Source organism: Limnobacter sp. UBA7229, assembly GCF_002473065.1.
GTDB classification, from domain to species: Bacteria; Pseudomonadota; Gammaproteobacteria; order Burkholderiales; family Burkholderiaceae_B; genus Limnobacter; species Limnobacter profundi.
Genome location: NZ_DKTN01000003.1, coordinates 346,076 through 372,854, shown reverse-complemented (window position 1 = coordinate 372,854; position 26,779 = coordinate 346,076). Strand labels below are relative to the sequence as shown.

At 53.0% G+C, this 26,779-nt stretch carries 20 protein-coding genes; 12 read left to right on the top strand and 8 right to left on the bottom strand.

Annotated elements, in window-relative coordinates; genetic code table 11:
- The first annotated feature begins 63 nt into the window (after nucleotides 1-63).
- Both B4C79_RS02350 and B4C79_RS02345 read left to right on the top strand, forming a co-directional pair.
- Nucleotides 64-534 carry a TadE/TadG family type IV pilus assembly protein gene (locus B4C79_RS02350; protein ID WP_171099964.1) on the top strand — a complete coding sequence of 157 codons (471 nt, stop codon included), beginning with the start codon at nucleotides 64-66 and terminating at the stop codon, nucleotides 532-534.
- A complete protein-coding gene (locus B4C79_RS02345) occupies nucleotides 527-2,155 on the top strand; it encodes a pilus assembly protein TadG-related protein (RefSeq protein WP_171099962.1) in 1,629 nt (542 codons plus the stop codon). Before B4C79_RS02350 ends, B4C79_RS02345 begins: the two co-directional genes overlap by 8 nt.
- A gap of 8 nt (nucleotides 2,156-2,163) precedes the next feature.
- Here the strand turns inward: B4C79_RS02345 and B4C79_RS02340 are convergent, their stop codons facing one another.
- The gene (locus tag B4C79_RS02340; RefSeq protein ID WP_291740652.1) at nucleotides 2,164-3,054 is read right to left on the bottom strand and encodes a DMT family transporter; all 891 of its coding nucleotides are present in this window, start codon (nucleotides 3,052-3,054) and stop codon (nucleotides 2,164-2,166) included.
- A gap of 154 nt (nucleotides 3,055-3,208) precedes the next feature.
- Between B4C79_RS02340 and B4C79_RS02335 the strand changes: the two genes are divergently transcribed.
- Nucleotides 3,209-6,331, top strand: a complete 3,123-nt coding sequence (locus tag B4C79_RS02335; protein ID WP_291751649.1) for an efflux RND transporter permease subunit — start codon at nucleotides 3,209-3,211, stop codon at nucleotides 6,329-6,331.
- Between the two features lie 3 nt (nucleotides 6,332-6,334).
- The gene (locus B4C79_RS02330; RefSeq protein WP_291740656.1) at nucleotides 6,335-7,468 is read left to right on the top strand and encodes an efflux RND transporter periplasmic adaptor subunit; all 1,134 of its coding nucleotides are present in this window, start codon (nucleotides 6,335-6,337) and stop codon (nucleotides 7,466-7,468) included.
- Nucleotides 7,469-7,489: 21 nt separating this feature from the next.
- On the opposite strand, the gene B4C79_RS02325 is transcribed toward B4C79_RS02330, so the two are convergent.
- Together B4C79_RS02325 and B4C79_RS02320 are read right to left on the bottom strand one after the other, a co-directional pair.
- Nucleotides 7,490-9,415 (bottom strand): alkaline phosphatase D family protein, encoded by a 1,926-nt coding sequence (locus B4C79_RS02325; protein ID WP_291751646.1) that lies wholly within the window; start codon nucleotides 9,413-9,415, stop codon nucleotides 7,490-7,492.
- 84 nt (nucleotides 9,416-9,499) lie between these two features.
- Nucleotides 9,500-10,087 carry a hypothetical protein gene (locus B4C79_RS02320; protein ID WP_291751644.1) on the bottom strand — a complete coding sequence of 196 codons (588 nt, stop codon included), beginning with the start codon at nucleotides 10,085-10,087 and terminating at the stop codon, nucleotides 9,500-9,502.
- Nucleotides 10,088-10,211: 124 nt separating this feature from the next.
- Here B4C79_RS02320 and B4C79_RS02315 point away from each other — a divergent pair, with 124 nt between their 5' ends.
- The 3 genes from B4C79_RS02315 to B4C79_RS02305 are packed head-to-tail and all read left to right on the top strand — an operon-like array spanning nucleotide 10,212 to nucleotide 12,543.
- A complete protein-coding gene (locus B4C79_RS02315) occupies nucleotides 10,212-10,511 on the top strand; it encodes an iron uptake protein (protein ID WP_291741246.1) in 300 nt (99 codons plus the stop codon).
- A gap of 12 nt (nucleotides 10,512-10,523) precedes the next feature.
- Complete coding sequence (locus B4C79_RS02310) at nucleotides 10,524-12,242, top strand: PepSY-associated TM helix domain-containing protein (protein ID WP_291741248.1); 1,719 nt, start codon at nucleotides 10,524-10,526, stop codon at nucleotides 12,240-12,242.
- The gene (locus B4C79_RS02305; RefSeq protein WP_171099947.1) at nucleotides 12,235-12,543 is read left to right on the top strand and encodes a DUF3325 domain-containing protein; all 309 of its coding nucleotides are present in this window, start codon (nucleotides 12,235-12,237) and stop codon (nucleotides 12,541-12,543) included. Before B4C79_RS02310 ends, B4C79_RS02305 begins: the two co-directional genes overlap by 8 nt.
- A 9-nt stretch (nucleotides 12,544-12,552) precedes the next feature.
- Here B4C79_RS02305 and B4C79_RS02300 read toward each other — a convergent pair whose 3' ends face one another.
- The 3 genes from B4C79_RS02300 to ahpC form a co-directional block, all read right to left on the bottom strand.
- Nucleotides 12,553-13,806 carry a DUF2325 domain-containing protein gene (locus B4C79_RS02300; RefSeq protein ID WP_291751642.1) on the bottom strand — a complete coding sequence of 418 codons (1,254 nt, stop codon included), beginning with the start codon at nucleotides 13,804-13,806 and terminating at the stop codon, nucleotides 12,553-12,555.
- A gap of 210 nt (nucleotides 13,807-14,016) precedes the next feature.
- Nucleotides 14,017-15,588, bottom strand: coding sequence for an alkyl hydroperoxide reductase subunit F (ahpF, locus tag B4C79_RS02295; protein ID WP_291740695.1), 1,572 nt, complete (start codon nucleotides 15,586-15,588; stop codon nucleotides 14,017-14,019).
- A 96-nt stretch (nucleotides 15,589-15,684) separates the two neighbouring features.
- Nucleotides 15,685-16,248 (bottom strand): alkyl hydroperoxide reductase subunit C, encoded by a 564-nt coding sequence (ahpC, locus tag B4C79_RS02290; RefSeq protein ID WP_105029543.1) that lies wholly within the window; start codon nucleotides 16,246-16,248, stop codon nucleotides 15,685-15,687.
- A 472-nt stretch (nucleotides 16,249-16,720) separates the two neighbouring features.
- Between ahpC and B4C79_RS02285 the strand changes: the two genes are divergently transcribed.
- Both B4C79_RS02285 and B4C79_RS02280 read left to right on the top strand, forming a co-directional pair.
- Nucleotides 16,721-18,061, top strand: coding sequence for a sigma-70 family RNA polymerase sigma factor (locus B4C79_RS02285; protein WP_171099942.1), 1,341 nt, complete (start codon nucleotides 16,721-16,723; stop codon nucleotides 18,059-18,061).
- Between the two features lie 90 nt (nucleotides 18,062-18,151).
- Nucleotides 18,152-20,524: a TonB-dependent siderophore receptor gene (locus B4C79_RS02280; protein WP_291751639.1), complete on the top strand. Its 2,373-nt coding sequence runs from the start codon at nucleotides 18,152-18,154 to the stop codon at nucleotides 20,522-20,524.
- Here B4C79_RS02280 and B4C79_RS02275 read toward each other — a convergent pair.
- A complete protein-coding gene (locus tag B4C79_RS02275; protein WP_291740263.1) occupies nucleotides 20,521-21,120 on the bottom strand; it encodes a TetR/AcrR family transcriptional regulator in 600 nt (199 codons plus the stop codon). The two genes, B4C79_RS02280 and B4C79_RS02275, sit on opposite strands and share 4 nt — an antisense overlap.
- A gap of 126 nt (nucleotides 21,121-21,246) precedes the next feature.
- On the opposite strand from B4C79_RS02275, the gene B4C79_RS02270 reads away from it, so the two are divergent.
- Together B4C79_RS02270 and B4C79_RS02265 are read left to right on the top strand one after the other, a co-directional pair.
- Entirely contained in the window at nucleotides 21,247-23,697 is a 2,451-nt protein-coding gene (locus B4C79_RS02270; RefSeq protein WP_291740261.1) for a hypothetical protein, read from the top strand.
- A gap of 13 nt (nucleotides 23,698-23,710) precedes the next feature.
- Nucleotides 23,711-25,303 (top strand): neutral/alkaline non-lysosomal ceramidase N-terminal domain-containing protein, encoded by a 1,593-nt coding sequence (locus B4C79_RS02265; protein WP_291740259.1) that lies wholly within the window; start codon nucleotides 23,711-23,713, stop codon nucleotides 25,301-25,303.
- A gap of 13 nt (nucleotides 25,304-25,316) precedes the next feature.
- Here the strand turns inward: B4C79_RS02265 and B4C79_RS02260 are convergent, their stop codons facing one another.
- A complete protein-coding gene (locus B4C79_RS02260) occupies nucleotides 25,317-25,601 on the bottom strand; it encodes a coiled coil domain-containing protein (protein ID WP_171099932.1) in 285 nt (94 codons plus the stop codon).
- Between the two features lie 182 nt (nucleotides 25,602-25,783).
- Between B4C79_RS02260 and B4C79_RS02255 the strand changes: the two genes are divergently transcribed.
- Complete coding sequence (locus tag B4C79_RS02255) at nucleotides 25,784-26,686, top strand: VTT domain-containing protein (RefSeq protein ID WP_291740256.1); 903 nt, start codon at nucleotides 25,784-25,786, stop codon at nucleotides 26,684-26,686.
- The last annotated feature ends 93 nt before the right edge of the window (nucleotides 26,687-26,779 follow it).

Below are 26,779 nucleotides of genomic sequence, written 5' to 3'. Positions count from 1 at the left end.
TCATTCCTATTATTCCCAGTGTTGAATGGCAAAGTGATTAGGTAATATTTTGATTAACACTTTTTGACTAACCCATTCGACGAAGACAAGCCCATCATGAAAAATCAGTCCAAATTACGTCAGCGAGGCGCGCTCATGATCGAGCTGGTGCTGACACTGCCAATTTTGCTGGCTGTGATTTTCGCGATCGTGGAGTACTCGGTGCTGTTGGGGGCCATGTTGATCATGAACAACACCACCAGTGAGGCCGCGCGGCAAGCCACGGTGTATCGCAGTGGTTTTGCAGTCGGCGACTATGAAAGCCTTGCGCAAGACGCTTTGGAAGACCTGCTGCCCACTTACGTGGGTTCTTTCCGGGAAAGCGTTGTGCCTTCCGTGAATTCGTTTGCCTGCGGCGACTCAACCTGCCTGCGGGTGCGTCTTGATTATCCCAACTACAGCAGCAACCCACTGGTCGGTAATTCCTTTTTCATTCCTTTGCCTGAGAATTTGTCAGCAGAGTCCACAACACGTGTGGAGCCCAACGATGGTTAAGCCCAATTCTCTGCAATCGCAACGCGGTGCCTATTCAATTTTGACGGTGTTTGTGCTCATCATGAGCATGGGCGCTATGGGTGTTCTGGCCGTGGGGCACATGGCTTGGGAAAAAACCCGCTTGCAAGGTGTTGCTGACCTGGTTGCCCTGACTGCCGCCCGCCAAATGGCCAACGGGCCTGAGTTTGCCGAGGCACAGGCCATAGCCCTGGCCAACGGTGTAAGCGCCGACGACGATTTGACTATTGAGTGCATTATCGACGATGCACCCACCAATGATTGCGACAACTCCATCACCAGCCGGGTCACGATTGTTCGCCCGGTCAATGGTTTGCTGGTGTTTTTGCCAAACCGTGAGGTGACCGTGCTGGCCGAAGCAACCGTGGCACCCACGGTGGTGGGGTCGGTATCCAGTGGCCTGGTCAGTGTGGACACCAATCAGTCTGCTTTGCTGAATGGTTTGTTGACTGCCCTGGGTGGGGGCGCAATCAATTTGAATGTGGCCCAGTGGGGTAGTTTGCTGGGCAGCGACATTCGCGTTGATTTACTGGCCTTGGCCACTGAACTGGGTGTGGCCAATGTGAATGATTTGTTGTCGTTGAACGTGTCGGCATTGGGCTTGCTACAAGACGCGCTGGTGGTGGGCAATGCCGATGCAGCCGACAAAATGGAAGTTGAAGGCATTCTGAGTGCCTTGAGTGGGCCGTTGAACAATGTCAACGTGACTGTGGGTGATCTCGTGGCCCTCGATTTATCCGGTCGAACCAATACCACGCTTGACATTAACCTTGGGCAACTGGCGCAGGTGACTGTGCTGAATGCTGTGGAAGGTGTGGGTTATGTGTTGCCTATTTCATCGGGTTTGCTGAATCTGGATGTCGGCGTGAATATTCTGGAAGCACCACAGGTATTTGTAGGCCGAAAAATGCCTTATAAAAACCCGATCGCCACGGGCCGAACGGCACAGGTTGCGTTGGATGTTCGTGTTCGCCAGCCTTTGAATATCAACCTTGCACTTGTCAGTTTGAGCGCGCTTGATCTGGGGCTTCAACTGCGTGTAGCCGGTGGCCTGGCCGAGGTGAATGAATTGACATGCAGGTATCCGCGCACAACCAACAACATGGTAATGACCGTGGTACCCGCCGTGGCCGAGGTGTGTATTTCTGACAGCGCGGGTAACTTGAATACCACTGTCGGCGCGCTGGAATGTGGCGCACCAGCCGATATTCTGGATGTGAATTTTCTGGGTTTGGTGAATGCCGGTGTTACTTTGGCGGCTGAGACCAGTTTGCGCTCTGACCCTGTTCAGCACAGTTTTGACGGGGTAGCGCCTTTCAGCGAAACGATTGAACTCAGCGTGGGGGAGTCACTGGGCAATTTGCTGCAAAACACAGAATTGGACCTTGGTATTGAACTTCCGCTGGTGGGGCCACTGATCAATGGCGTTGTGAACGGTTTGGTGAACTTGTTGCTGAATGCGCTTGAACCCGTGTTAAGTCCCATTCTGGGACTGGTGGGCAATATTCTTGATGGTTTGCTACAAGTGTTGGGTGTGGATTTGAACACGGTCACCGTGAATGTGGATTCCATGGACTGTCAAAGCGTGGTTTTGACGCGTTGAAATCTATATCAGTCCACCGGTACGGCATCGTTTTTTTGCAGGCCGTAAACGGCCGCCAAGGCTGTGCCGGCCAACACCACCAAACCGCCGACCAAAGTGTGCCAACCCACTGTTTCACCTAGAAAAAGGTTGCCCCACAGCACGCCGAATACCGGAGTTAAAAAGGTGACGGTAAGTGCCGAGGTAGGCCCAATGTCCATGACCAGCCTGAAATACAGCAAGTAAGCGACACCACTGCACAACACACCCACACCGAGAATGGCCAGCCAACTGCCCATGGCGGGCATTTGTTCAGGTAGGTTAAATGGTACAAAGGGCATCAAAATAAACGAACCCATCAGCAAGCAACCAAATGCGTTGGTGAGCGGGTCAATGTCGCTGCCCAGGTATTTCGCCATGTTGGTGGCAATGCCATAGCAAGCCGCAGCGCCCAGTGCCGCAGTTACACCCAGCCCAGTGCCTTCTGTGTTCAGGGTTGCCGCATCAAAACCCACAATAATTGCCACGCCCAGTAAACCCAAGACAAGCCCAAGCAAGGCCATGGGCGATGGCACGGCGCGCGTCCACACCAGGGCAACAAGCGCAGCCCAAATTGGCGCAGTGGCGTTGATGATTACCAGCACCGATGCTGTGACCGTGAACGAGGCGTAGGCCACCAAAGTGAAAGGCAGGGCGGAGGCAAATACGGCAATCACCGCAATTAACTTCCAGCGCTTGGCAACCTGGGTTTGCTTGCGGGTGAGTGCAAAAAGCCCGCCCAGAAACAGTGCACCAAACATCACCCTAAGCGCCGCCATGAAAGCAGGTGCCATGTCAGTGGCTGCAATTTTGTAAAACACGAAGGATGAGCCCCAGATCATGGACAGCAACAACAATCGCAGCGCACTGGCTTGACTCATGGTTTTCAGCAGGTGGTGAGTGAATGCGCAAGTATGCTTAAATTAGGCCTCCCCTTGAAGGGTTTCGAGAATAATTCTCAAAAAAATTTGAACATTTTCGGGCAATGGCGCTCAAAGTGGGCTGTGCAAAGAAGCAGCAGTCAAAGGACTAACAATGTGGTTGGTGAAGTACGCATTGCGAAGACCCTACTCCATGGGCGCGTTGGCAATTCTCGTGTTCATTCTGGGTTTGTCGTCCCTACGGCAATTGCCGGTCGATATTCTTCCTGAAGTAAAAACTCCGGTGGTGAATGTGGTGTGGACCTATCAGGGCTTGAATGCCCGTGAAATGGCTACCAAAATCACCTCGTTCTCCGAGTTGGCTTTGCTCAACAACGTGGACAACGTGAAGGAAATTTCTTCAGAAACGTTCAATGGCGTTGGACTGGTTCGGGTGGTGTTTCAAAACAACGTGGAAATTGATGTGGCCTTGTCCCAGGTTGGAGCAATTTCACAAACCATTTTGCGACGAATGCCCGCTGGCACCAGCCCGCCCATTGTGGTTCGCAACTCCTTGTCCAGCCGGCCCATCCTCAGCATGGTGGTCTCTTCCGACACGCTCAGTCAAAGCCAGTTGGCCGATTATGCCCGCATTCAGTTGCGCGGGCAGGTGCAAAGCATTGGTGGTATGCGGCTAACCTTGCCGTATGGCGGTGCAACCCGCCAGATCATGATTGATTTGAAGCCCGATGCACTTCCAGCCTTTGGGCTTTCCGCTGCCGATGTGGCACAGGCTGTTAACCAGCAAAACCTCACCCTGCCTTCCGGCAATGTGCGCGAAGGGATGCGCGACATGCAAATTTCCGTGGATGCAAGCCCGGAAAGCGCCGAGGTGTTTGCCAACCTGCCGATCAGCGCGAGGGATGGCCGAATCATCAAGCTTCGTGATGTGGCCGATGTGCGCGATGGAGGTGCCATTCAAACCAACCTGACTCGGGTGGACGGCAGCAGCGCCGTGCTGGTGTCTATGATCAAAATTGGCGATGCGTCCACCACAGAAATCATCGAGAAAGTGAAGGAACGGTTGCCGGAAATTCAAGCCGCTGCCCCAGCAGGTGCGAAAATCACACCCATTTTCGATCAGTCCATTTTCGTTCAAAGTGCGGTGGACATCATCGCCAAGGAAATTCTGATCGTGGGTTTTCTCGTGGGCCTGGTGGTGTTCATTTTCCTGGGGTCGATCAAATCCAGCCTCATCGTTCTGGTGTCGATTCCACTTTCACTGCTGGTCGCGGTGATTGCCGTGAAGCTGACCGGGCATACCCTGAATTTGATGAGCCTGGCGGGTCTTGCCCTTGCGGTGGGTATTCTGGTGGACAACGCCATGGTTGAAATTGAAAACATCAACCGCAACATCGGTTTGGGGCTGAGTGCGCCGCAGGCAGCACTGGCCGGGGCCAAGCAGGTGGCGTTCCCCGAATTTGTGTCTACCTTGTCCACCTGCATTGTGTTCACGCCCATTTTCTTGCTGGAGGGCATTGCGGGTTATGTGTTCCAGCCATTGGCCATCACAGTGATTGCTGCATTGGCGGCGTCGTACTTCTTTTCAAGAACTGTGGTGCCCACCTTGGCTGCGCTGAATCTCGGCAAGAATGACAAGCATTACAAGGGTTTTCACAAACTTGAAGCATCCATCGACCGTTTGGGTGACGGCATTGCCAACCGACTGCCTGCCTTGCGCGCCAAGTGGCCCGTGGTGGCCTTGGTGGTGGTCTTGATTGTGGCCAGCGCTGGCACTTTGTTGGCCATCAGCCCGCAACAGTATTTCCCGCGCACCGATGCGGGTTTGTTGAAGCTGTACGTGCGTGGCCCGGCAGGCACGCGTGTTGAGGAAACTGCCAACAAGTTTGCACAGGTGCAAACCACCATTCGAGAATTGATTCCTGAAGATGAAGTAAAGCAGATCGTGGAATTGATCGGGCAGCCCGACCCGGTGAACATGTCTTGGGTAGACACCATGACCATTGGCAGTTTCGATGGTGAAATGCTGATCGAGTTAAATCCCAAGAAGGCCAGCACGTTTGAGTATCAAACCTTGCTGCGCAAGGAACTGACTGAACGTTATCCCGATTTCAAGTTTTTGTTTTTGCCTGCGGACATTACCAATCAAACCTTGTCGGGCCTAACACCCACCTCGGCTGAAATTCGGGTGATTGGAAGGGATGTGCCTGGCAATATGGGCATTGCGCAAGAGTTGCTCAAGAAACTGGATGGCTCCAGTGACATCAGTGATTTGATGTTGCGGCAGGTGGGCAATTTGCCGGAGTACGTGGTGTCGATTGATCGAGACCGTGCCCTTGCCTTGGGCATTACTTCGGCCGATGCCTTGCAAACCTTGTTGGGTGTATTGGGCACAGGCGGCACGGTCGCACCCAGTTATTGGTCCGATCCCCGCGCGGGTATCTCGTATGTGGTGCAGGTGCAAGCACCGTTGCAAACCATTAACTCGGCCGAAGATTTGCTTCGTTTGCCAATTACCACGCCCGGCGGAGAAAGCATTCAACTGGGCGCGATAGCAACCATCACACCACGCACCGTGCCGGCCACGGTGGTGCGTTCTACCCTGCAGCCAGTGGTGAGCGTGCTGGCCAATGCGCCTGGTGCAAATTTAAGGGTTCTCGCCGAGCAATCCCAAGAGGCGGTGGCCGAGTTGCAGTCGCGTTTGAAACCGGGCAACAAAATAGAGATCAACGGCCAGGCCACGGCAATGACCGAGGCCTTCAGGGAACTCGCGATTGGTTTGCTGGGTGCCTTGGCCTTGATTGTGCTGGTGATGGTGTTCAACTTTCAATCGTGGGTTTTGCCTTTTGTGGCCTTGAGCAGTTTGCCGGTGGCGCTGTCCGGTGCGGTGGCTGCCTTGTATGTCACCGGGACGCCGATCAGCGTGCCTGCACTCATGGGCTTGATCATGACGATGGGCATTACCACGGCCAACAGCGTGTTGCTAACCTCGTTTGCGCGTGATGCCTGGGTGCAGGGCATGGGTGCCTGGGATGCCGCATTGCAAACCGTGCGCCAGCGAATTCGTCCAATTTTGATGACCGCATTGACCATGATTGTGGGCTTGATCCCGATGGCCACTGCGCTGGGGCAGGGCGCTGAGCAAAATGCGCCACTGGCCCGCGCGGTGATTGGTGGCTTGATGACAGGCTCGGTGGCTACCTTGATTTTGGTGCCTTTGATTTTCACATTTGCAATGAAAAACGCAGTACCCGGCAAACCGCTGGTTGAGGAGTAAACCGTGGATAAAACAGGCGTGAGTAAACCATTTTTAATTGGCGCTACCGTGACAGTGTTGGTGGCAGCGGGCGCTGGTTTTGTGTATTGGGGGCAGGACGCCAAAGCGAATTTAAAACCTGCCCAAGACCAGGCAAGCATGCCTGTGGTCAATGTGGTTCAGCCTGCCCTGTCGCAGGCCAGCAGTGACATTCAATTCGCAGCAAGGCTGGCCCCTTCGCGCGAGGCCAGTTTGTTTGCCCGCAGTTCAGGTTTTGTGGAGGCACGCTATGCTGACATTGGCACACGTGTCAAAGCGGGTGAAGTACTTGCACGTATTTCAGCACCCGAATTGGAGGCTTCGCTGAATTCTGCACGGGCGGCACTGAATCAACGCGAAGCAGAATTGCTGCTTGCGACACGCAATCGCGAGCGGGTTGAGCCTTTGGGTACTGCGGGTGCAGTGTCGGCCCAGCAAGTCGATGAGTTGATGGGCATTGAAGAAGTGGCCAAAGCCAATTTGAATGCTGCAAAAGCAGAGGTGGCTCGCTTGCAAAGTGAATTGACCTACCTGACCTTGAAGGCACCCTTTGATGGTGTAATCACCGAGCGCAATATTGACCGGGGCGACAGGGTGAGCCCCAATGACACACGCATGCTTTACCGAATCATCAACAGCGATGTGATTCGGGTGCAGGTGGATGTGCCGCAACCCCAGTTGTTTCGCATTGAGCAGGCCAGCAAAGCCAGCCTGAGTATTGCCGAGCGCCCGGGCCAAATGATTGCCGTGAATTTCAAGCGATCTTCTCAGGAATTGCGTGCGGACACTGGCACCGTGCGAATTGAATACGAGTTTGATAACCGTGAACTGGCCTTACCTGCCGGTTTGAATGCCAGTTTGAAAATTGAATCAAACGGCAAAGGCAACAGCGTTACGGTGCCTGCCAACACCATTGTGTATCGGGATGGTGGCGCTACTTTGGTGGTGTTGACTGCAGACAACCAGATTGAGTTCAGAAAAATTACCTTGGGTAAAAATTTCCCGACCACTGTGGAGGTTGTGCAGGGCGTAAGCGTTGAGGACCGCGTGGTGGTGAATCCCAACGCTTTGCTGAAACCAGGCCAGCAGGTGGAAGTGGCGAAGCCCGCAGCAAGCTGATAGCCCTGGCCCGGCAATTCGCTAGTGTGCTTCGTCTTCCATGCGCTTGCGAAATTCAATGGTGTCGCCATCGGCCAGCAGCTGAGTAATTTTCAGAGGTGCACCGGTGGCATCAAGAGTCAGCAAGCCGACTCCACTGCCGTTGACCAAGCGCTCACCACGACTGCCATGGTCGGGTTTGCGCGGCACAATGCGCATTTTTCGGCGTTTGGTGAACCAGTTCAAAGGTGACCAAGGGGCATACAACCATCTATTCATGCGGTCGAGAATGTCGAGCAGTTTGCGCGGAAACTCATTTCGAAAACCACTGCTGGTAATTTGCCAAATATTGGGGCTGTTTTTCTTGCTGCGAAGTTCCACTTCATAAGCGAATGAATAGTGCACATCGCCAGAAAGAATCACAAAATTTTGGGGTGTTTTGCCATGGCGAAACAGGTTCAACAAGGTGTTGGCTGCGCCGCGGTGGGCCATCCAGTTTTCGGCATCTACCATCAAGGGTTTGCCAAACCAGGTGAACACTTTTTGTATGGTTTCAATCAGTTTGACGCCAAATATTGGGGCTGGCGACACCAGCAACACGGCATCATGACCAAGCAGCCTTTGCTGCAACTCGGACAGTGATTCCCAGTCCATCAGTCCGGAAGGGTGTGCTGGGTTGAATTCCGACCGCCAGCGGTTGGTTCGCGTGTCGATCACCATCAAAGCTGGCTTGGTGTCCCATTTGTATTGCCAGCCGCGAAAGGCAATCAACTCGGAAATCAGATCTTCGTGCGCTTCCTCGCCGGGCAATTGTAGCGCCTCATCGCAGCGCTTCATCATGTCATCGGAAAAGTTTTCTGGCGCATTGCCCCAGGCCTGGCACACCAGGTAAGCCACCAGCGCATTGCCGATGATGCGGCGGGAGAATGGCTCACCGTAAGCAGTTTCCTCCCACTCGGCACTCAGGTTCCAGTCGTCGGTGATGTCGTGGTCGTCGAACATCATGGCCACTGGTATGTGGGCCATCAAGCGGTGCACACAGTCCAGTTCGGCGACAAATTCTTCCATCGCTTCCAGTTGTGCTTCATAGCGTTCTGCAAATTCGGTGGGCACTTCCGGTGGGATGGTCATGTCCGTGTAGCGCCAGGGAATGGGCGACCACACCAACAGGTACATGGCCATGACTTCAGACAGGGAGATCAAATGGTTTCGGGCACTGTCAGTGGTGAACACCGGTTTTTTCACACCCGTGAACAGCACGGTGCGAATGTCTTTGTTGGCCCTGGTTTTTGGCAACAATTGATCGCGCGTGTAATAGTGCGGCTGTTCGCGGTGCAGGGTATGGCTGCTGTGCAGTTGGGTACCGGGCAAAGGCTCGGCTGGCGAATTCAATTCGTTGAGCAAGCGGTGTATGGCCACCAGCATGGGGCCCGCTACATCGTCGGTGTAAATTTGATCGCCACCCATCATCAGCAGCGCTGGCCATTCGGTGGGTGTGGCAGCCAGTTCCAGCAAGTGTTGGTCGGCCCGAACCAGGCCATCACCGGCCGAGCTGTCTTCCTTGCGGGCGTAATGCGGCTTGCGGCAAGATCCGTGTAATACGCTGCGAACCTGGCTGTGAATGACAAACCCCAGCGTGCTTCTGCCGGGGTAAAGCAGATGTGGCGATTCCTGGGTCAGGTTGATCCATTCGCCATCTGCCCCATGTTTGTAGCTGAGTTCATAGCCTACCCAAGTGTCAGCAGGCAGAGGCATGTTCAAAGGCAGGTCGATCAGGTGAATGTAATAGTGCTCGGCCACTTTTAATTCACGGCAATGCCCGCGAATTTCATGCACCTGCGAATCGTGTTTGTCCGGGAACAGGGAAAGCCGCCATTGCACGGGTCGGGATGTGGCCAACCACAAAGTGATTCGCTCGCTTTGCATGCGACGCAACACGGGGCCAGCCAGAAGGGTGTTGATGCTCATACTGCGATTGAGGTGAGGTGTGGGAACAATGCACAAACCCTATCAACGTTTAGCTAGTAATTTGGTGGACAGCCCACACATGGGTTACCCCTTGCAAGCCTCCAAGGCGGCAGTTTTGCTGCCTGCTTTTTGAATGCAGGTTTTCAGGCTATCCAGATTGGGCAGGGTTTTGCAGTGGGGTACATCGACCAGCGGCTGTGTGCTGTTAAAGCCGCAAGCGTAATAGGACGTCACCGGATTCACCGGTTTGTTGATCACTTTGTTGCACACCGGTTTCAGGTTGTTGTTGACCCAGTTGTCGTAGGTACTGGACTCTTTCTCGAATTCAGCTTTGTCTGCATTCAACCGGTCAGCCTGAAGGTTAAAGGTGTTCACCGCTTCATTGAAATTCGCAACTGCCTTTTGATCGGGCTTGCCCGCATCCAGTTTGGCCTTCTGGTTTTGCAAGGCAATGCGCCGCTCGCTTAAGAGTTTCTCGCTGCCACGCAGGTCGCTGGCCCGTTGCTCTAGCGTGTTGAATCGCTTTAAACCCTGTTGCTCCAGCTGTAAACAGGCCCGCAAGTCGCCTTCTTCAACCTGAGCCGGGTTTGGGGTTTGGGCTTGCAGGGCGGGGCTGGTCAACAGCATCAGGCATAAGCCGATTTTGATTCTGGAAATAGGCATGTTTTTCATGACGGTGAACTACAAGTGCTTGATCGTAGCAGATCGATAGACAAATTAAATCGTGTGATCAATTGATTAAACAAGTAAGAATAATTATCATTATTGTTCATTAAATAGTGTGAGCGTTTTACGTATGAACAAGGTTGGCGGTATTCACTACTTGGTAATCAATCGAATCATGTCGGCGCTGCTTGGCGGCTATGCATTTACCTGGGGTTTTTCATCCCTGGGCATCGCGGGCCTTGCCGCGCTCGGTGTTGATTTTCATGAAGCCGAAACCGGCGTTTTGATGCTTGCATTTCTGGTGTTTCTGGGCGTGTTTCTGTGGGCTTTTGCCAGCAGCAGTGTTGCCCGTGTGTGGGCTGTGTTGGCAGGTGGTGGGGTGTTGATGACTCTGTCGGCCTGGTTGATTCAGCAAAGCATGTTGTCTTGAAGGGGAAGGTTGGTGTTCAGTAATTTTCGATTGTCCATGACCTGGGTTCACACCTGGTTTGGTTTGGTGTTGGGCTTTGTGTTGATGGTCTGTTTTTTCTTCGGATCGTTGTCGGTGTTTGATCGGGAAATTGACCGCTGGGCAATTCCTGAAACACGGTTCGACGCGCAGCCCATGCCGTCTTTTGACAAGGTGTTGCTGCCTGCTTTGCAGCAACTGGAACCCGATGAGGTGGACTACGCCACCAACATGCCCAGGCTGCACGACCCCGCCAAGGGCGAGATGACACCGCGCACTGAATTGCCGGTGGACGAATACTGGGCTTATGTTACCCACCGCGACCCCGTGTTGGCGGCAGGCGTGGGTTATGGAGTGCCATTGGCGAAGAACCCGGAAGACCACAACCATATTCATAAAAATGTGACGCTGGACCCCCGAACTGGCGCGGTGTTGCCGGATGACAAACTGAAAATTGGCAGCCACTGGTTCTACCCCATGCACTACAGCTTGCAGCTGAAATGGAAAAACCTGGGCATCTGGATTGTGGGGCTGGCTGCCTTGATGATGCTCGCGGCCTTGGTCACCGGTGTCATCATGCACCGCAAGGTGTTCCGCGAGTTTTTCACGTTCAGGCCCTGGAAGCGAACACAACGTGCCAGCCTGGATTTACACAATCTGACTGGTGTTGTGGCCCTGCCATTCCATTTCTTTTTTGCATTCACCGGCTTAGTAATTTTTGCAAGTTTTTACTTTCTGCCGGTAACCAGCACCTTGCTTGATCCCCTGCACAAGCAGCATGAAATTCACGAGGCGGCCGCAACCGGTTTACCGCATGATGCAGCAGGTGTGCCCGCACCCATGAGCAGTGTGGATGCCATGGTGGAGGAGGCCAAACGCCGGTGGGCAGCGCGCGACATGGCAGGTGAGGTCGGCTTTTTGGTGATGCACCATGTGGGCGATGCCAACAGTTATGTGAGCATTTACCGCGCTGGCAGTGACCGGGTTGCCTTGGTGGGCGAGGGCATTCACTTCAAAACCAGCACCGGTGAAGTGCTCAGTGAAGACCCGCCGCGTACCCCTGTTTCAGAGGTGAATGAATTTTTGACAGGCTTGCATTTGCAGCACTTTGAACACTGGTTCTTGCGTTGGCTGTATGTGTTGGGTGGCTTGTTGGGCGCGGTGTGTATTGCAACTGGTTTCATTTTCTTTGTTGAAAAACGAAAATCCCAACATGCGAAAAGTGGGAGCAACGGAAGCCGTGTGGTCGACTCATTGGCCGTTACTACAGTGACTGGCATGGTGATGGCCGCAGTCGGTATGCTGGTCGTGAATCGTATTTTGCCAGCCGACCTATTGGGCAAGGCCGATTGGGAAAAAGCTGCATTCTGGACTGTGTGGGGCTTAAGCTTTGTTCATGCTTACGTTCGCAGTGCGCCCGTTGCACTTGGTTTGTTCAACCCAGCCTGGCGTGAGCAGTGCTGGGGTGTTGTTGTGCTAAGTATTTCAGCGGTGCTCTTGAATTGGGCCACCACTGGCGACCATTTGATCAAAACAATTTTCACTGACACTTACTGGCCCGTGGCTGGTGTTGATTTGAGCCTGATGGCGTGTGCCATGGTAAGCGGTTGGGCTGCATTGACACTTGCACGGCGAGAGCGTGGTGTGGGTGCTCAATCCAGGAAAATCGAAAAGCAGCCCAAGACTGACACCAGCGAGGTGGCCCATGCCTGAAGCAATTTATCTAATTGCCGCCGCTTTGCTCAGCCTGGTGGGCATGTCGTGGCTGGCCTTGTCCATGGATGTGCATTGGGCACAAGTGAAGCAGATTCCCCTGGCTGACAGCCGCCCACCCAGGGCGACTCTCAAGGCACTGGGGTATGCCGCTTTGTTTGTTTCACTGTTGGTGTGTTTGGTGGCTGACAGGCCTTCCATTGCGGCACTGGTGTGGATCATGCTGCTGGTTGGGTCTGCTGTGGCGGTGGCTTTCGCGCTTGCAAACAGGCCGGGTTTGTTGAAGGTGATTTGGCCTTGATTTGATGGTTCAATCGTTACCTGGCGTTGCGATCATTTGCAGCGCCTTTCTCAATGCTGACTTGCTCGGGTTTTGAACATACACGCATTGAATACCCCGTTTTTTGCAATGCTCCTTCACACGAAAATAGGCTTCATGGCTTACGCAACCTGCCTGGCAAATCACCAAGTCAGCGCTGTTCAGTTTTGCATCCAGCTGGGCAATGCCTTCCTCCTGTCCGCCATCGTGGTGCATGAAAGTGGCACCCCGGGTTTCCACTGTTTGTCGATAAAGCGGCACTGCCGAAGGACGACCGCCAACACACAGCACACAACGTTTGTCTAGCGGTTTGTCACAAGGCTCGGCGCAATTTGTTGAAGTAGCATCCAGTGCTTGAATGGCGAATGCAGTGGGGCGTTTGGCCAGTTGGGCCTCTAAATATTTGATGTGTTGCTGTAGGTTTCCCAGTTCGGCAAGATGAACTGATTTTAAGGTGGTAATGCGTGCACGCAACAACTCAAGTTCTTTGGTGTTTGAAACATCAGGGTTCACTTTCTGTGCATGCAGCGTGCTGAGAGTTTTCTTTAGTTTATGCATTTCCCCGTGTTGGCTGGCCAATTCGGTTTGCAAGGTTGAAATGGTGTCTTGCTGAAGTTGCTGGGTTTGGGCATGGCTCAGTTGTGAGGCCAGGTATTTTTCTTCCAGTTTTTTGTTGGCGGCCAGTGCTGCCCTTAATTGCTCGTGCAGCGCAGTTTTTTCGTTCTCTTGAGTTTGCCTTTCGCAGCCTGCCTGGTGCTGCATCATGTGGGCATGACCCAGCACTTCAAATTCCATGGCTGCGTCACACCTTGGGTGGCTAAGCACGCTCCAGAACACGCCTGGAAAGTGGTTGGCCTCTTTGTGTTTGTTCCAGTGAGCCTGCAAGGCTTCACGGGTTTTCAAGGCTTGCACCGTGCGCAGTTCATTGTGAAATCGCTGGTCAAGTTGTTCTTGTACCATTTTGCCAAACGCCGATTTTGTTTTGCAGGCCACCACCACAGCACAATGTGTTTCATAGTCGCTTGCGCGGCTGGCGGTGTGCTGTAAATATTTGACTGCCAGTTTTTTGACCACCGTCATGGGCAGGCAAATACCCACCACAGGGCATTGAGCGGTGCCGCACATTTCCCACAGTCGGCGTCGTCTTGAGCCCAGTGAGTCAGGAGTACCTGTGACGGTGGTTTGAACAGCAAACAGGGAAGTGCGGGCTTGCGGAAGGTAAACCGGATCGGGTTGGAATGGCATGTCTCAGTAAATTTATTGATAATGATAATCATTATCAATAAAGAACTGCGATTTAGCAAGATTTAGTGATGGCGAAGTTGAAACTGCGAATGAGGTTAAGTCGCTGTTTGAGGAGAGCCACACTTGGAAGCCGATAGCTGCAAGCGACCAGGTCGGAGCAATAAGGGTTTGATTCCCTGCCGCCACATGGCGACAGGGAAGACTTTCAATTTACTGACGAATCAAATGATCGAACGCAGCCAGTGAAGCATTCGCACCTTCACCCATGGCGATGATGATTTGCTTGTAAGGTGCTGTGGTGCAGTCGCCCGCAGCAAACACGCCTTCCATGCTGGTGTGGCCTTTGTGGTCCACGACAATTTCACCATGCTTGCTTAATTCCAGCGTGCCTTTTAACCAGTCGGTGTTGGGCAGCAAACCGATTTGAACAAAAATACCTTCCAGTTCAACCTGCTTCACTTCATCCGTTGCGCGGTCTTTGTAGCTTAAGCCGTACACCTTGGTTCCATCGCCGTTCACCTCAGTGGTCAGCGCGTTCAGAATCACTTTTACATTCGGCAGGCTGTACAGTTTTTTCTGCAATACTGCATCTGCTTTCAGCTTGGTGTCGAATTCAAACAAAGTGACTTCTTTCACAATACCAGCCAGGTCAATGGCGGCTTCTACACCGCTGTTGCCACCACCTATCACCGCCACGCGCTTGCCTTTGTAAAGCGGGCCATCGCAGTGCGGGCAGTAGGCCACGCCCTTGTTGCGGTACTCGGCTTCGCCGGGTACGTTCATTTCGCGCCAGCGTGCACCAGTGCTCAAAATAATGGTTTTGCTGGTCAGTTTGGCGCCGTTTTCCAGTTCAACTTCAACCTTGCCATCGGCGAGTTTCTGTAGGCCTTTGGCGCGTTGCAGGTTCATCACGTCGATGTCGTATTCCTTCACGTGTTGTTCCAGTGCAGCCACCAGTTTCGGGCCTTCTGTTTCTTTCACGGAAATGAAGTTTTCAATGCCCAGTGTGTCCAGCACCTGGCCACCAAAGCGCTCGGTGGCAATGCCGGTTTTCACGCCTTTGCGCGCAGCATAAATTGCGGCGGCTGCACCTGCCGGGCCACCGCCCACAATCAGCACATCAAACTCGCCTTTGGCGTTCAGTTTGGCGGCGTCTTTTTCTGCAGCGCCGGTGTCCAGCTTGGCAACAATTTCTTCCAGCGTCATGCGGCCAGAGCCAAAGCTTTCATTGCTGTTGCCCTGCTGGCCTTGAAACACGGTGGGCACAGCCATCACCTTGCGCTGCTCAACCAAAGGCTGGAACATGCCGCCATCAATCATGGTGTGGCTAAATGCCGGGTTTAAAGCAGCGATGGTGTTGAAGGCTTGCACAACGTCTGGACAGTTGTGGCAGCTCAGTGAAATGACGGTTTCAAAATGACCGCCATTGGCGGGTGCCTCCAAGCCTTTGATTTGTTCGATTACGTCTGCTTCCACCTTGGGTGGATGGCCGCCCACATGCAGCAGGCCCAGCAGCAGCGAGGTGAATTCATGTCCCATGGGCAAACCGGCAAAACGCACACGGCCTTCCTCGCCTTGCTTGGCAATCGAGAATGAAGGGCGCAGGTTGTAGTCGCCGTCCAGGCGCACTGACACGCGGTCTGAACACTCCGCGATTTCTTGCACCAGCTGTTCCATATCACGTGCCTTGTCGCTGTTGTCCAGCGAGGCCACCAATTCAATGGGGTGGCGCAGCATTTGCAGATAGGTCTTCAGTTGTTGTTTGATGTTTGCGTCGAGCATGGGGTACTCCGAGGAATGTTCTGCAGATTTTTTTGAACATGGGCCGCCCCCTTGTGGGGAGCGGCTTTTTACTACTCATTCAAAGGTAATTTGAATTTAGATTTTGCCAACCAGGTCCAGTGATGGAGTCAAAGCGGCGTCGCCTTCCTTCCACTTGGCTGGGCAAGCCTGGCCTGGGTTCTTGGCGATGTACTGTGCGGCTTGAATCTTGCGCTTCAGTTCAGATGCGTCACGGCCAATGCCCAGGTCGTGCACTTCCATCACTTTGATCACGCCCTGTGGGTCGAGTACAAAGGTGCCGCGCAGTGCCAAACCTTCTTCTTCGATCATCACGCCAAAGTTGCGTGTAATTTGACCGGTGGGGTCGCCAATCATTGGGAAACGGATTTTGCCGATTGTTTCTGTGGCGTCGGCCCAAGCCTTGTGTGTGAAGTGTGTGTCGGTTGATACAGAGAACACTTCCACGCCCATGGCCTTCAGTTCTTCGTACTGGTCAGCCAGGTCGCCCAATTCAGTGGGGCACACGAATGTGAAGTCAGCGGGGTAGAAGAAGAACACAGACCACTTGCCCAACACGTCGGCTTCAGTCAGGTTGATTTCTTTGCCGTTCCAGTAAGCAGTGGCTTTGAATGGCTTGATTGTGGTGTTGATCAGAGACATTTGAAGTCCTCCAAAAAGTTAATGAACAGTCAGTAAATTAATTCATCGCAATTTTATCGAATAAATTGTGCGATTGCAAAATGTTATTGATAAATTTTTAAAATAACTTTTCACTATCGATTCGGGAGTTTTTCTTAATTGCGCTAAGTGGTTAATTCAAAAGGGAATGCACACTGGCGCTATTTGCATGACAAAGTCATATCCATATTAACCATGTGGTTTTTGATGCAAAGGGAAAGTTGGTGCCTGCTTAAAATCAATCTGTTGCGATAAATTTGTAAAAATGATGCGCTGCAAAACAAGTGTTGTTGGAAATCACTGCGTTGGGTGTTGCAGGTTGACAGCACTCAATTATCCCGTCAATATAAACAAAAATAATTCTCATTACATAATGAAATGAAAGGTCTTCGCCATATTTTGACGAAGTCACGATCCTTTACACCAACTTCAAAATTACATCTTCGGCTTCAACATGCAACGTGAACTCAGTGCCGTTTTCCACGGCAATGCATTGGACCTCGAGTTTGTCGACTGCTATGGCCAGCACTTGGCGTGGTTGGAAACCTGGTTTCAAAGGCGCTTGAGCTGCAATGGCGTGGCAAGTGAGTTGGCCCAAGAAGTTTTTTTAAAGTTGTATGAACAGCGGGAGCAAATTCCTGGTTTGCGTCAGCCAAAAGCATGGTTAACCACGGTGGCTCACGGTTTGCTGGTTAACCACTATCGGCGGGCTGACCTTGAAAGGGCTTACCTGGCTGCGCTGGCTGTTTACCCAACTACCCACGTTCCCGACCCTGAGCAAAAAGCAGTTTTATTTGAAACTTTGCTTGAACTTGACCGAAGTCTGAGGCAGTTGCCCAACAAGGTACGTCAAGCTTTTTTAATGGTTCAGTTGGAAGGCGTAAAACAGCAAGACATAGCCCGTGAATTGGGAGTGTCATTGAGCATGGTGAAAAAGTATATTGCGCAGGCCCAACAGTGTTGTGGGGGTGGTGAAGACTACGCTCAGCGCTTGTCCCATTTGAATTCAGAACAGCGGGCCTTGTCGTCAAGAACATTGGCTGCTCTGCCACGTTTGAATCGCCGGGCGATTCTGAAATCAGTTTGTGTATTGCTTGGGGCGGGTGGCTTTTTTCATGCTTATCGAAAGAGTGATTATTCTGCTGATTGGGTCAGCGCCAAAGGGGAAGTCCGAACGCAGACATTGCCCGATGGCAGTGAATTGACTCTGGATTCTGACAGCGCAGTTGAACTGGTCTTTACGCCTGCGCAGAAGCTGATTGTGCTGCGCCGTGGGCGAATCATGATTCAAACTGCGAGCACTTTGCTGCCAAATGAGTTAAAGCCGGTTGTTCGCACCCGCGAGGGATTCGCGCAAGCCATGGGCACCGTGTTTTCAGTGGAGCAGAAGGCGCAAAGTACCCAAGTGGAGGTTTTTGAGCAAAGGGTGCAGTGGCGTTCTTTGTCGAGCGGGTTCTTTCATTTGCTGAATGCAGGTGAGCAAGCAGAGTTTAATCAGCGGGGTCTGCTTTCGAGTCAATCAGTTTCGCAGGAAAGGGCGGCGTGGACACGTGGCTTGTATGTGGCTGATGCAGTGCCCTTGAAAAAATGGGCGACTGAAATAAGCCGCTACAGAGCCGCTGGCATTCATTGTGATGTCGCAGTTGAAAACTGGCTTGTTTCCGGAACATTTCCATTGAACAAACCGGAAATTGCATTGCTGGCTTTGCAAGATGCATTGCCTGTTCAACTGATTCAGCACAACACACTGGCTGCAAGCCCGGTATTGCTGGTGGCACGCGAGCGTGGTGAATAAATGTTGCTGAGTCGCTGTACTTTTTTGTTTTTCAATTGGCATATGAGTTGAACCTTTATTTCAACCCATTTGATGAATTGGAAAATTTTCATGTCTTCTTCATTTGTTTCGCCACGCAAATTGTCACCGCTAGTATTGGGCCTGCATCTGGCCATGGCCAGCGTTGGTGGTGCCGCATTCTTTGCAAGCCCGTCTGCTTTGGCCCAGCAAAGTTCAGTCAACATTCCGGCGGGACCCCTGTCGGCCTCTTTGAATTCGCTGGCCCAACAGCGAGGCGTGGTGTTGTCTTATGATCCCGCTTTGCTCGATGGCTTGAACAACACCGCCTTGAATGGCCAATACACATTCGAACAGGCGGCGACAAAGCTACTGGCCGGATCTGGCGTTGCGTTGCAGCCCACATCGGCTGGTTATACCCTGGTGAAGAATAGTCATGCGGGCACATCGACTCTCAAAGCCGTCACGGTGACTGCCGAGGGTGAGCCTGCCTATGGGGCTGCAGCAGCGGCAGGGTTTTCTGCGAAGAATGCAAAAATTGGTGTTCTGGGTGAACGGTCTTTGCTTGAAACACCTTTTTCGGTGAATGTCATTTCAGCCGAACAACTCGAAAATGCAGGCGTGAAAAATCTTGCAAATCTGGTGCGCCTTGATCCCTCTTTAACCAGTTCCTTTTCGGCCGTGGGCTATTACGATGCCATTTCAATTCGTGGTCTAAGCCTGAACAACTGGACCAACTATTACAAAAACGGATTGTTGTTTGCGAATCAGGCAAAAACACCTTTTGAGAATATTGAACGTGTCGAGGTCATGCGTGGCTTGACTGGTTTCCTGCAAGGCTTTGCTGCACCTGGCGGTGCAATTAATTATGTAACAGAGCGCCCGACACCCACCTGGCAGCGCAAGGCTGAGATTGTAGTGGACGAATTCGGAACGTTCATGCCGGGCATTGATGTAGGTGGACCACTGACTGAGGATGGTCGCTTGGGTATTCGAATCAATGCGGCAGGTGGACAAGAGAACTTTTTTGTGGACGAGGTAGAGACTGATCGCGGATTCGCGTCGGTCGCTTTGGATTGGCTTGCCACCGACAGGCTGACAATTCAGTTTGATGCGCAGGTGGATCAACGCGAGGGAACCACCCAACCCTCCCTGGAATTGAACACCAATGGTCAGGTTCCTCAAGGCGTTGATCCCTCAAAATATTTGGGTCAGCCTTGGGCCACTTACGACACCTTGACCCGGGAGTATGCCCTGGCGGCTGATTTGCGAATTAATGATCAGTGGAAAGCCTCATTCAAGATCAATGATGCGCACCTGTATCGCGACGATTTCAGCGCCAACATCGGGAACATACAAGCCAATGGAGACTTTGACATTCAAGAGTACAAATCGATCGGCGAAGTACGCGATTCGCGCAACATGGAATTTGCTGTTCGTGGTGATTTGACTTTGGGCACAGTGCGCCATGAAGTTGCCGCAGGATACACGCAAAGAAAACTGGCAGCTGTATTTGGCAACAGCGTATTCAGGACAGTGGGCACCTCGAATTTGTACAATCACGTCATTATTGCGGATTCAAACGGGGTGCCAGGCGCGCCCAGTTTGGCAATTTTGAATCGCGACAAAGGCGTGTTCATCTCCGATTTCATGACGTTCAATGACAAGTGGCAGGCGTTGTTGGGTTTGCGAAGCTCGGATGTTGAGTTTTTCTCGGCTTTTAGTCCTACTGTGTACGAAGACACCGTCACCACACCCACAGCAGCCCTGATCTACAAGCCGGTGCCGAGCACCTCAATTTATGCCAGTTATGTTGAGGGTTTGGAGCAAGGAGGCACTGCGCCCGCAAGTGCGAATAACCGCAACGAGCAGCTTGAACCCGTCACCGCCGAGCAAACAGAAATTGGTGTAAAAACCGAATGGTTCAACGGTGGGTTGGTGACCACAGCGGCGCTTTTTGAAACAGAGGTTCCATTGAGCTACCTGGACCAAGCCAGCAATGTGTTCGGCTATTTCGGCACACGCCGTCACCGAGGTTTGGAATTGACTGGCACTGGCCAGGTTTGGGAGGGTGGTCGAATCAATGCAGGTTTGGTTGCCTTGGATGCGAAATCCTTGAACACAGGCACCCCGGCAAATGATGGAAAGGTGCCCCAAGGTGTTTCCGAGCGCCAGGCCACTTTGTGGCTTGATCAAGCCACCGGCGTGCGCGGACTCACGGCGCAATTTGGACTGCGCCATTCAGGAAAACGCGCTTTGGATGCGCAAAACTCGGTGTTTCTGCCCGCATGGACAGTTGCTGATGTGGGTTTGCGTTACGCCACACAGTTACAGGGCAAGAATGCAAGTGTGGGTTTGCTGGTTCAGAACGTCACCGACAAAACCTACTTCAATGAAGGCTCATTTCGCAACATTTACTTTGGCAGCAAACGAGCGCTCAGCTTGACTGCCAGTTTTGAGTTTTAAACTTTAAGATTACCCAAACCCGCCCAAAGCAAATTAAACATGGTGTTCACCACTGTGGCTTTGGGCAAAGCGGGTTGGGTTAACCACCATTTGGCCAGTTGCTCGCCCGCGCCAGACAAAGCGTGGGCGGTGGCCACAATTTCTTCTTCTGACACAACACCTTTCAAATCGCCCAGTAGAAGGGCAATGCGGTTTACCGTGTCAAAACGCAATTGGCTTGCGGCTTGCGCCGCCGGACCGGCCACTGCGGCACCACTGTCGTAGAGAAATCGAAATGCGTCCCGCTCGAATTCGACAAATGAAAAATAACCCTCAATACCGCCGCGCAAGCGACCCTGAAGGCCTTCACCTGTAAGGGCGCGCTTAATAATGTAACTGTTCAGCACTTCTCGTGCTTTTTTCAGGCAAGCCAGGTAAACGCCGTCTTTGTTGCCAAACAGTTTGTACACCACAGGGCGGGTCACGCCAGCCGCCTTGGCAATGTCTTCCATGGCTGTGCCTTGGTAACCCCTTTCCACAAACATGCGCTGCGCCACTTCCAGCAGTTGGCGCTCCCTGTCCTCAGGTTTCATGCGGGTTTGCACTTTTTTTAGCATATTGAACTCATTGAATTTGCAATGGAAAAACTACACTAGACGTATTACAGCTTCATAAACTAATCTCTAGTTACAGTAATGTAACTTAAGGGTCGAACACAAGACCCCACGCACAAAGAGAGAGACATGAGGACGACAAACCGGTGTGGAGCCATTGTATTGGCTTGGGCTTTGCTATTGGGTGGGTGCATGGGCGATTCAGGTTCGCCGCAGGCTGACAGCCCCACCGTTACCAATCCCAATGAGGAGGAACCCGACACACCGGTGGATCCGGAAGATCCAGACGACACTGGTGGTGAGGAGGGCGCTGAGGGTGGCAGTGCTGAGCCTCCCTTGTTCCCCAAAGACCCGGTGGTTCGAACCGAACCCGCAGGCACTGGCGCTGCGCCAGCAGGTGCCGAGCGCTGCGATCCGCTGGACCCGGCCTACTGTCTGTTCCCATTTCCGAACAATTACTTCACAACGGCAGACACGCAAACCGACACCAAGATGCGCGTGAATTTGAATGTGTTGGCCATGCCTAAAAACATTGCGGGCAAACCGATTGATCCCACTGACTGGAATCGCAACGACGGGTTTTCTCCCGGTCAACCCATTCTGACTCGTGTACCCGGACTCGATTTGCAAAAAACGGGTGCAGTGCCCATTACCAATATGGAAGCGAGTTTGCAGCGCAATCAGCCCATTGTGTTGATTGATACCCTGACTTTGAAGAAGCAACTGATTTGGGCTGAGCTGGATGCCAACATTACGCAGGGACGCTTGGGTTTGCCAAACGCGGAGCCTGGCCCTGCGTTGGTCATTCGGGTGGCCAAAAATCTGGAACCTGGGCGACGTTACATCGTGGCCATTCGCAATCTGAAAAACAGTGCTGGCGATACCCTACAGCCAAACCCGGTATTCAAGGCCTACCGGGATGGCACGCCACTGGCGAACGCTGCGCAAAATGCGCGCAAGCCACTGATGGAAAATATTTTCAGCGTGCTGAACCTGGCGGGTGTTGAACGTGAAAACCTTTACCTTGCCTGGGACTTCACTGTGGCGTCGGGTAGAAACCTGACTGAACGCCTGATTCATGCGCGCGATGTGTCCATCGAAGCGACAGCTGCGCAATCGCCCAACTTCACGATTGATGCTGTAATTGAGAATCCGGAGAACGGATCGGCCAGCGAGATTACTGCAAGACGAATTCGGGGTCACATTGATGTGCCGTGTTTTCTCACCAGCCCCAATTGTTTGTCGGGTGGTACTTACAACTACCCGCTGGTGCCCACCGGCAGCCCGGCCACTGCTTTGCCGCAGCGAAACCCCCTAACGCCGAACGCCAGTGTGCCGTTCATTTGCTCCATTGCACGCAAAAACCTGGACACGGGTGAACCTGCGCGTGCCTCCTTGTATGGTCATGGTTTGCTGGGCTCGCGCGATGAAGGCAACACTTACGATTTGAATGTACGCGTGATGGCCGAGCGACACAATTTCCTGTTCTGCATGGTGGATTGGGCCGGCTTGGCCACTGGCAATTTACCCGACGATCAAAACGACAACCGCAAATACGATCCCTTATGGGATGGCGTCGGCGGTGATATTGCCAGCACGGTTTTGATGTTGACCGATTTCAGCGGTTTCAATCGCCTTACCGATCGTTTGCAACAAGGCTTTTTGAACTTCACGATGTTGGGTCGGGCCATGATTTCCGAGAATGGATTTTGTACTCACCCTGCCTTTCAGAAAGAGGGCAAATGCCTGATTGACCGCAGCGAATTGTTTTACGACGGCAATTCGCAAGGCGGCATCAATGGTGGGCCGGTTACCGCCATTTCGCCCGACATTCAGGCCGCTACGCTGGGCGTGCCCGGCATGGCTTACTCCACCTTGTTGCAGCGTTCGGTTGACTTCGCACCGTATGCCCCCGCATTTTACGAGTCTTATCCAGCCTCTCTGGACCAACAGTTTATTCTCTCCCTGATTCAAATGCTGTGGGATCGTGGCGAGAACAACGGCTATGCCTGGAGTTTGGCACCAGGTCGCGAATTACCGGGCACACGAACCAACAAACGCGTGTTGTTGATCCCCGCGTTTGCTGATCACCAGGTGTACATGAACACCGCGGAAATCATGGCGCGAACCATAGAAGCACCCTTGCAATGCCCTGCGGTGGTGGGTGGTCCTTCCGCCCAACGCGGGCGTGCGGTGCTCAAGCAGGCACACCCAGCGGTGCGCGCTGAGCAGGAGCAGTTTCCGACTGTGTCTTTTGGGCGCAGACACCCGGATGACCATCCGTATTTTGGTTTGCCGTGCATCAAAAAATATCCGCATGCAGGCAATGCACTCACCGTGTGGGACAGCGGCCCTATGACCAATGCCGATGGTTCTGCCAACCCCAATGGCAGCGCGCCCCCACCGCTGGACAACCGACCCATGACCACAGGTTATGGTGCCGACCCGCATGGCCACCCCCGCAATGAAGAAAAAAACATGGACATGAAAGCCGCATTTTTGAGGAAACAGGGTGCGTTGATTGACGTGTGCAATGGTTTGCCTTGCACATCACGGGGCTTCAACCCCGCATTGAAATAAGGAGTATTCGTCAATGAAAACACTTCAATGGAATGTGGTTTTTCTGTGCCTGTTGCTGTCCGCTTGTTTGAACTCGGACAACAGTTCAGTAACTGCATCGCGAACCGACACCAATGAAAACGGCCCACCCGTCATTGTAGATCCTCCCCCTGGAAACGGTGGTGGCAACGGTGGCGGTAATCCGAACTTGCTTGATACCTCTCAATTTCGTGCAGCTTCGGCCAAACGAAACATTGACCCGACTCCCGCACAAATTCAGGGTGTGGTCACCAGCAGCACGCCGGTGCTTGGCAAGCTGCAACAATTCAATTTGGGCGGGTATGGCGGGTTTGCATTTAACGGCCCTGAAGATGTGGTGAACTTCGATATCGGTGGACCACCCGCCAACGGAATTGGCGATGGCACTTTTGTTCGCGTGTTTGTTCTGGAGAGTCAAGCAGAGCCGATGAATCGCTTGGTGTTTGTCACCATCGATGCGATAGGTGCGGGCAATGTGATTCAAAACAAACTGAAAGCCGCCGTAGCTCAGGCTGCCAATGTGCCACCCAACAACGTGTTGTTTGCACAAACCCATTCGCATTCTGCGGCCGACTTGCAAGGCCTTTGGGGTGGCGTGCCTGCCAGCTGGTTGAATTGTGAGCAGGCCGATCCGGCACAAGCTTGTGACCCGGCATTGAAAGGTGGCTTGTACCAATTGGCTGCCCAAGCCGCTGCTGAAGCCGTGGCCAAGCTTGAGCCAGCGTACCTTGATTTTGCCCAGGCTGTGCTGGAAGGCGAAGCGCGCCTGAACAATTTTCGTCGCTGCGACCCGGACGACTCCCGCATGCCTGACCCCACCTTGACGTTGTTGCAGGCCCGCACCGCGCGTGGTGTGGTGTTGGGCTCGGTGTTGAACTATTCGGCACATCCCACTGTGCTGGGTTCCAGTAACCGTTTGGTGCACACTGACTGGGTGGGTGGTGCGCTGCGGCTGCTTGAGCGAAATTTCGATTCCACCGTGCTGTTTTACAACGGTGCAATTGCAGATTCTTCACCACGTGCACCTGCCGCGGAAGACCCCTATGAGAAAGCCAATGCCATGGGCGTGGCAGTGGCCCAAGCTGCCATGAATGTTTTAAGCCAGCGCAAGAAAGTGGAGGGGGGGTTGCAGGTTGCCCACGCCAATGCATTTTTGCCTGTGACCAACCCTTTGTTTGTTGGGGCGGGTGGTTTGCGCAGCTTCAATGGTTATTACAATTTCACACCCTTGGGCGAAGAACTTGCAGCCAATATTCCCGGCTATGACAACCTTCCGCAGGTGGCTTTGTATGCGGAAACGCCGGTCAGCCGAATTCAATTGGGGCAGGGCGAGGGCAAGGCGCTGGAGTTGGTGACCATACCTGGCGAGGGCTCCAAGGGCATGGCCGACACCATTCGCGCACGAAGCGAAAACCCCATGATGTTGCTGGGCCTGACCCACAACTCACTGGGCTATATTCTGACGGAAGATGAATTTGGCAATGGTTTGTTTGAATGCCAGTCTTTTTACGAAGAAACCGTGTCGCTGGGGCCTTTTACAACCCCAGCGTTGAATTTGCAGGCTTACGATCCGCTGTTTGCGCAGTAAGCCTTGTCAAGGTTTAGAACTTGGACTTGGCCTTGTCAAAGGCTTCTTTGATGTTGTCCCAGGCGCTGTTGGCACCTTCTTTCAAGCTCTCGAAAGCCTCAGCGCTGGCGCCCTTGAGTTCTTCAAGTTTAGAACGACCTTGCGCCAGCTTGGCTTCAAGCGCCTCGATGGATTCGTTCAACTCTTTTTTGGCGTCGGCTGACTTGCCGTCGGCTTTGGCCTTCAGTTTGTCCAGGTCTGCTTTCCACTCGTCCAGTTGGGCGTTCAGTTTGGCCTTGTAATGTTCGAGGTCTGCCATGGTGTGTACTCCTTCATGTTGTAAACCGGAAGTATCAGGGTAACAACACTTTGTGACTTGAAGTGGACTGATTGCCCGAGTGCTTCCTCTAAACCCGGCAGCAATCCCCGGAAAATGCTTATGATGTCGCTATCTGCAATTCGCGCATTGTTCTTGCCGGGCAGTTTTTGGCGGTCCTCACCATGTCTTTGTTTGAAACCACAGAAGTTCTGGTTTTTTTCAACGTGCTCTTGCAGCAGTTAGGTGCCCCTGTGCCAGCAGTACCTACCATGATTTTGTCGGCCAGTTTGTCGGGTCAGTGGTCAGGTATTTTCGTGCTTGCGGTGGTTGCCACCTCGGCTTCGTTGATCGCCGATTGGGCTTGGTACATCGCCGGGCGATTTTATGGCTACCGGGTGTTGGCGGTGTTGTGCAAACTGTCCATCAATCCAGAATCGTGTGTCAGCCAAACCGAATCCCGCTTTCGCGTGTGGGGCCCCTGGTCGCTGGTGGTGGCCAAGTTCATTCCCGGGTTTTCTACTGTGGCACCGCCTATTGCAGGCGCTGTGAAAATGTCCATTCTCAGCTTCACCATTGCGTCGGCAGCAGGTGCGTTTTTGTGGGCCATGGCAGCTTTGCTGGCAGGCTGGTTGTTTAAAGACCAGGTCAACGCAATTTATGCAGCGCTGCAAGACAACCTGTTTGTTGTGGGTATTGTGGCTGCGCTGATTTGCGCTTTCTGGTTGATGTGGAAACTGGCACGTCGCGATGCATTTCAGGCGCGTCTGAAGCTTCCCAAAGTGCCCGCTGCCGAGGTATTGGCTCTGGTCAAGGCCGGGCAGTCTAACCTGCGGCTGATCGACCTTCGCCCTGCCATTGTGCAAGAAGCCGAGCCATTGGCCGGTTGGTTGCCTGCCAATGCAGAAAGTGCCCTGGCCGCAGCCCGAGCCTGGCCAAAAACAGACGTAATCGTCACCATGTGTGCCTGCCCCGACGATGTCAGCGCAGCCCATGTGGCTGGCCTTTTGCGCAAGCAGGGTTACCGGCAGGCCAAAGCCATGGATGGTGGTTACGAGGCCTGGTTGGCCAGCAAACAACCGAATTAGCGCCAGTGCGCCACTGGCGCAACAATCGTCCTCGAATTCAATTCAAATTCCTGTAACCTTTGTGGCTTGTTTGGCGTAGTAAGCGTTGACACT

Bases quoted from the DNA above. Each gene is read 5' to 3' on its own strand.
- B4C79_RS02345 (WP_171099962.1), top strand. From the start codon at position 527: ATGGTTAAGCCCAATTCTCTGCAATCGCAACGCGGTGCCTATTCAATT.
- B4C79_RS02280 (WP_291751639.1), top strand. From the start codon at position 18,152: ATGTCTTCTTCATTTGTTTCGCCACGCAAATTGTCACCGCTAGTATTG.
- B4C79_RS02300 (WP_291751642.1), bottom strand. From the start codon at position 13,806: ATGCCATTCCAACCCGATCCGGTTTACCTTCCGCAAGCCCGCACTTCC.
- B4C79_RS02270 (WP_291740261.1), top strand. From the start codon at position 21,247: ATGAGGACGACAAACCGGTGTGGAGCCATTGTATTGGCTTGGGCTTTG.
- B4C79_RS02315 (WP_291741246.1), top strand. From the start codon at position 10,212: ATGAACAAGGTTGGCGGTATTCACTACTTGGTAATCAATCGAATCATG.
- B4C79_RS02260 (WP_171099932.1), bottom strand. From the start codon at position 25,601: ATGGCAGACCTCGAACATTACAAGGCCAAACTGAACGCCCAACTGGAC.
- ahpF (WP_291740695.1), bottom strand. From the start codon at position 15,588: ATGCTCGACGCAAACATCAAACAACAACTGAAGACCTATCTGCAAATG.
- B4C79_RS02285 (WP_171099942.1), top strand. From the start codon at position 16,721: ATGCAACGTGAACTCAGTGCCGTTTTCCACGGCAATGCATTGGACCTC.
- B4C79_RS02335 (WP_291751649.1), top strand. From the start codon at position 3,209: ATGTGGTTGGTGAAGTACGCATTGCGAAGACCCTACTCCATGGGCGCG.
- B4C79_RS02265 (WP_291740259.1), top strand. From the start codon at position 23,711: ATGAAAACACTTCAATGGAATGTGGTTTTTCTGTGCCTGTTGCTGTCC.
- B4C79_RS02320 (WP_291751644.1), bottom strand. From the start codon at position 10,087: ATGAAAAACATGCCTATTTCCAGAATCAAAATCGGCTTATGCCTGATG.
- B4C79_RS02340 (WP_291740652.1), bottom strand. From the start codon at position 3,054: ATGAGTCAAGCCAGTGCGCTGCGATTGTTGTTGCTGTCCATGATCTGG.
- B4C79_RS02325 (WP_291751646.1), bottom strand. From the start codon at position 9,415: ATGAGCATCAACACCCTTCTGGCTGGCCCCGTGTTGCGTCGCATGCAA.
- B4C79_RS02275 (WP_291740263.1), bottom strand. From the start codon at position 21,120: ATGCTAAAAAAAGTGCAAACCCGCATGAAACCTGAGGACAGGGAGCGC.
- ahpC (WP_105029543.1), bottom strand. From the start codon at position 16,248: ATGTCTCTGATCAACACCACAATCAAGCCATTCAAAGCCACTGCTTAC.
- B4C79_RS02305 (WP_171099947.1), top strand. From the start codon at position 12,235: ATGCCTGAAGCAATTTATCTAATTGCCGCCGCTTTGCTCAGCCTGGTG.
- B4C79_RS02255 (WP_291740256.1), top strand. From the start codon at position 25,784: ATGTCTTTGTTTGAAACCACAGAAGTTCTGGTTTTTTTCAACGTGCTC.